The sequence below is a fragment of the Qingrenia yutianensis genome (genome assembly GCF_014385105.1).
In the GTDB taxonomy this organism is placed as follows: Bacteria; Bacillota; Clostridia; order UMGS1810; family UMGS1810; genus Qingrenia; species Qingrenia yutianensis.
The window spans coordinates 1-5,340 of record NZ_JACRTE010000040.1 but is presented as its reverse complement, the minus strand read 5'-3'; the positions used below and the strand labels follow the sequence as shown (position 1 = coordinate 5,340).

Here is a 5,340-nt window from a genome sequence, read left to right as displayed (position 1 = left end):
AACGGAAGGATTTTATAAAACCATTGTTGACTCTAAGGAAAGAAAACATATCATCAGGAAAAAACAGAGTCTCGGTATGAAAATGAGGTGATTGTGTTTTGAAAAAGAAAAGATTTTCCGATGAGCAGCTCCAAAGGGCAAGCGGTATAGATATTGTGGCTATGCTACAAGGACAGGGTGAGAAACTCAAAAAGCAGGGCAGAGTTTATCGGTGGCAGAGATACGACAGTACGGTGATAGACAGAAACCGCTGGTACAGACATAGCCGTGAGATCGGCGGCGGTCCGATTCAGTTTATGCAGCATTTTTACGGTATGGATTTTGTGGATGCTGTGAAATATCTGCTTGACGGTGAGGAGGGTGCAGAGCTTGTTCAGGCAAGCCGAACTCCCGAACCGAAGCTGCCGTTTACACCTCCGAAACTGTCGAAAAATATGCACAGAACATTTGCATATTTAATTAAAACACGAAAAATTGACGCAGATATTGTTCAGCATTTTGTGAATGAAAAGAAAATCCTTGAAACCGAAGAATATCACAATACTGCATTCTGCGGTTATGATGAAAAAGGCGAGATGAAACAAATGCACCTGCGAAGTACGCTGCCCGGAAACAGATTTTTTATGGATATAGACGGAAGCAATAAACAGTATTATTTCAGGCACATCGGGACAAACAGCGATGTCTATGTGTTTGAGGCGCCGATAGATATGCTCTCATACATAACCATGAATAAGGAAAATTGGCAGGAGAGCAGTTATGTGTGCCTCGGCGGTGTTGCAATAGACGCACTTAAAAATATACTGAGTACAAATGAGCAGATATCAAAGGTATATATGTGTGTTGACAGAGATGATGCCGGGGATAAAACTGTCAAAAGAATAGGTGATGAGCTTAATGAAATGGGCTACGAATGGGAGCGGATATTCCCTGAAAATAAAGACTGGAACGAAGATCTTACAGCGGGTAGTGAGCAAACAGAAAATTTTGAAATGACTATGTGAAGGGAGATGATAGATTGAATAATTCAGTAACAACACTTATTATTATGGGAGCGGTTATGTTTGCGGTTATAGGGATACTGACAGTGGTATCAAACATATACAGCCTAAATAATATCAAGAACAAAAGAGTCGGACACGGACAGCACGGTAACGCCCGATTTGCCACCGAGAAAGAGGTTAAAAAGATATACAGGCTCGTACCCTATGAGCCGAAAAAATGGCGGAATACGAAAGGTAACGGCGAGCTTCCGCAGGGAACTGTGGTCGGTATGCGAAAGCACGGCGGCAAGCTGTGTGCGGTTGTCGATCCCGGCGATGTTCATACAATGATGATAGGCGCGGCAGGTGTCGGTAAAACTGCGTGCTTTTTATATCCGAACCTCGAATATGCGTGTGCAAGCGGAATGAGCTTTCTTTCAACCGATACAAAAGGCGACCTCGCAAGAAACTACGGTAATGTATGTAAGCAATACGGATATAATGTTGCGGTTATAGATTTGAGAAATCCGGTGCAGAGCGACACATTCAATATGCTTTCTATGGTGAATAAATATATGGACGCATACCGTGAAACAAGAGAGCTTTCCGATAAAGCAAAGGCGGAAAAGTATGCCAAGATAACGGCTAAAACTATTATATATTCCGGCGAGGGCGATGCGTCAAGCTACGGGCAAAACGCCTTTTTCTACGATGCTGCGGAAGGACTTCTGACATCGGTTATTCTTCTTGTTGCCGAATACTGTGAGCCTGCGGAACGGCATATTATATCCGTATTCAAAATGATACAGGACTTGCTTGCGCCGGGCAATTCCGATCCTAAAGCCAAGCAAAAAATGACGCAGTTTCAGGTGCTGATGGCAAAGCTGCCGGATACACATAAGGCAAAATGGTTTGCAGGAGCGGCGCTTAACACATCAGAACAGGCAATGCAGTCGGTTCTGTCAACCGCACTTTCAAGGCTGAACGCATTTCTCGATTCCGAAATGGAACAGATACTGTGCTTTGATACGGCGATAGATGCGGAGAAGTTTTGTAATACAAAATCAGCTCTTTTTCTTATCATGCCGGAGGAGGACAATACAAAATATTTTCTGATATCGCTTATTGTTCAGCAGCTCTACCGTGAAATGCTTGCAATCGCTGATGAAACAAACGGAAAACTTAAAAACAGAGTTATGTTTTATCTTGATGAAATCGGTACAATTCCGAAAATAGATTCTGCTGAAATGATGTTCTCTGCAGGACGATCAAGAAGAATAAGCATTATTGCAATCATACAGAGTAAGGCGCAGCTTGAAAAAAACTATGGCAAGGAAGGTGCGGAAATCATATGGGATAACTGCCAGCTCACAGTGTTCGGTGGCTTTGCTCCTAACTCCGAAACGGCGGAGGTTATGAGCAAAAACCTCGGCGAACAAACAATTCTTTCGGGCTCTGTAACACAGTCAAAGAATGACGGATCAAGGAGCCTTCAAATGATGTCAAGACCGCTGATGACCGTAGATGAACTTAAAACTCTGCCGAGATTTCATTTTATTATAACCAAAACAGGCTGCCACCCAATGAGAACAAAGCTCGATTTGTTTTTCAAATGGGGCATTGAACTTAACAGCGAATATATCGTGGAAAAGAAAGAGGTCAAAACTGTTCATTATGCCGGAAAAGACGGACTTATGAGAGAAATTGAACGCAGAGAGGGCATTATACACAGAGATGCTCCGAGCAGTGCGGCATCAAGACGGGCAACAGGCGGAACGGCTCATACACCGTTAACGGAAAGAGATGTTATGCAGCAGTTGAAAGGGGGCTATGAGGTAGATGAAATCAAACACAAAGCAAGATCGGGTTAAGGAATTGTACCTTGCAGACCTGCCTCCGAGAGCCTGCAGTGTGTATTACTATCTGTTTCATAAATGCTATAACAAGGATTCGTGTTTCCCTTCCATATCTACAATCTGCAAAGAAACAAAACTGTCAAGAAGTACGGTCAAGAGAGCAATCCGTGATTTGGAGAGGGCAGGATTTATCGACAAAGAGCAAAGGTACAGACCAAACGGCGGCAACAGCAGTAATCTATATTATCTAAGCTAAAATATTATGTTGAGCAGAAATAGACAACGCCTTATAATACTTGATTTGTCTATTTTCTTTCTCAACATAATATTATATAATACCCTCAAGCATTATTGCTAAATTAATAATACAAGTAGGAGGGTTTTCTGTGAAAACACAAAAATTAAATTTATCAGTATTAATTGTTGCTGCATTGGATGAATGCACCAAAATGGAGTATGGGCCAGATACAATCGCTAACTGTAGCGATACATGGACAGCATTTGAGCGTTTTTGTAATATGCATAACAAAACATTCTACGAGGAACAAATGGCGGCGGAATTTCTGCATAATTTGTTTGATTTCCCGAATAATAGGCCAAAAAGCAAAATGGCAAGTTCAATAATTCGTTCTATGCGTATGTTAGGGGATTACAACACTTTTGGACGTTTTTTGTCATCTAAAAATGACCATATATGGGTTACAACAGATGATTTTCAAATAGCTATTTCCAATTATATTGATAGATGCAAACAACGAAACAATACTGATGAAACAATACAGCGTTCGTTGTGGTCATTATATCGTATCACCGAACATCTTGTAAAAAATGGGGTGACAAAATGTAAAGATATTACACCTGAATTGGTTTCTGATTATGTTGCCTCTTTGATAAGATATACAAAGAAAAGTATGCAAAGAGAGGTTGGCATTTTAAAAACATTTCTACATCTTATCTACTTGAATGACCAAATTGATCAAGATTTATCTCTAATTATACCCCGACTGTACCACCCGAATAAAGAATTGCCTAATAAGGTATGGTCCCCGGAAAACATAGAAAACATTTTATCCACTGTAGAAAGAAATCTCATTCCGCTTGCACACGCATATTCGAGGTTCGGATATAAAAAGCACGCAGTTTTACCGACACCTGCCGCGCCTATCATCATTGTATGAACATCGCCGGGATCGACAACCGCACACAGCTTGCCGCCGTGCTTTCGCATACCGACCACAGTTCCCTGCGGAAGCTCGCCGTTACCTTTCGTATTCCGCCATTTTTTCGGCTCATAGGGTACGAGCCTGTATATCTTTTTAACCTCTTTCTCGGTGGCAAATCGGGCGTTACCGTGCTGTCCGTGTCCGACTCTTTTGTTCTTGATATTATTTAGGCTGTATATGTTTGATACCACTGTCAGTATCCCTATAACCGCAAACATAACCGCTCCCATAATAATAAGTGTTGTTACTGAATTATTCAATCTATCATCTCCCTTCACATAGTCATTTCAAAATTTTCTGTTTGCTCACTACCCGCTGTAAGATCTTCGTTCCAGTCTTTATTTTCAGGGAATATCCGCTCCCATTCGTAGCCCATTTCATTAAGCTCATCACCTATTCTTTTGACAGTTTTATCCCCGGCATCATCTCTGTCAACACACATATATACCTTTGATATCTGCTCATTTGTACTCAGTATATTTTTAAGTGCGTCTATTGCAACACCGCCGAGGCACACATAACTGCTCTCCTGCCAATTTTCCTTATTCATGGTTATGTATGAGAGCATATCTATCGGCGCCTCAAACACATAGACATCGCTGTTTGTCCCGATGTGCCTGAAATAATACTGTTTATTGCTTCCGTCTATATCCATAAAAAATCTGTTTCCGGGCAGCGTACTTCGCAGGTGCATTTGTTTCATCTCGCCTTTTTCATCATAACCGCAGAATGCAGTATTGTGATATTCTTCGGTTTCAAGGATTTTCTTTTCATTCACAAAATGCTGAACAATATCTGCGTCAATTTTTCGTGTTTTAATTAAATATGCAAATGTTCTGTGCATATTTTTCGACAGTTTCGGAGGTGTAAACGGCAGCTTCGGTTCGGGAGTTCGGCTTGCCTGAACAAGCTCTGCACCCTCCTCACCGTCAAGCAGATATTTCACAGCATCCACAAAATCCATACCGTAAAAATGCTGCATAAACTGAATCGGACCGCCGCCGATCTCACGGCTATGTCTGTACCAGCGGTTTCTGTCTATCACCGTACTGTCGTATCTCTGCCACCGATAAACTCTGCCCTGCTTTTTGAGTTTCTCACCCTGTCCTTGTAGCATAGCCACAATATCTATACCGCTTGCCCTTTGGAGCTGCTCATCGGAAAATCTTTTCTTTTTCAAAACACAATCACCTCATTTTCATACCGAGACTCTGTTTTTTCCTGATGATATGTTTTCTTTCCTTAGAGTCAACAATGGTTTTATAAAATCCTTCCGTT

At 41.5% G+C, this 5,340-nt stretch carries 6 protein-coding genes; 5 read left to right on the top strand and 1 reads right to left on the bottom strand.

What is annotated here, in order from left to right; genetic code table 11:
- Positions 1-98: 98 nt before the first annotated feature.
- The 5 genes from H8706_RS11750 to H8706_RS11730 all read left to right on the top strand — a co-directional run bounded on the left by H8706_RS11750 (position 99) and on the right by H8706_RS11730 (position 4,232).
- The gene (locus H8706_RS11750; protein ID WP_262432784.1) at positions 99-1,004 is read left to right on the top strand and encodes a DUF3991 and toprim domain-containing protein; all 906 of its coding nucleotides are present in this window, start codon (positions 99-101) and stop codon (positions 1,002-1,004) included.
- 44 nt (positions 1,005-1,048) lie between these two features.
- On the top strand, positions 1,049-2,854 hold the full coding sequence (locus H8706_RS11745) for a VirD4-like conjugal transfer protein, CD1115 family (protein WP_262432788.1): 1,806 nt from the start codon (positions 1,049-1,051) through the stop codon (positions 2,852-2,854).
- On the top strand, positions 2,823-3,095 hold the full coding sequence (locus tag H8706_RS11740; RefSeq protein WP_262432787.1) for a helix-turn-helix domain-containing protein: 273 nt from the start codon (positions 2,823-2,825) through the stop codon (positions 3,093-3,095). Before H8706_RS11745 ends, H8706_RS11740 begins: the two co-directional genes overlap by 32 nt.
- 130 nt (positions 3,096-3,225) lie before the next feature.
- On the top strand, positions 3,226-4,017 hold the full coding sequence (locus H8706_RS11735) for a hypothetical protein (RefSeq protein WP_262432786.1): 792 nt from the start codon (positions 3,226-3,228) through the stop codon (positions 4,015-4,017).
- Positions 4,014-4,232, top strand: a complete 219-nt coding sequence (locus H8706_RS11730) for a hypothetical protein (RefSeq protein ID WP_262432785.1) — start codon at positions 4,014-4,016, stop codon at positions 4,230-4,232. The genes H8706_RS11735 and H8706_RS11730 overlap by 4 nt, the downstream gene beginning before the upstream one ends.
- Before the next feature lie 104 nt (positions 4,233-4,336).
- On the opposite strand, the gene H8706_RS11725 is transcribed toward H8706_RS11730, so the two are convergent.
- On the bottom strand, positions 4,337-5,242 hold the full coding sequence (locus tag H8706_RS11725) for a DUF3991 and toprim domain-containing protein (RefSeq protein ID WP_262432784.1): 906 nt from the start codon (positions 5,240-5,242) through the stop codon (positions 4,337-4,339).
- Positions 5,243-5,340: the final 98 nt, after the last annotated feature.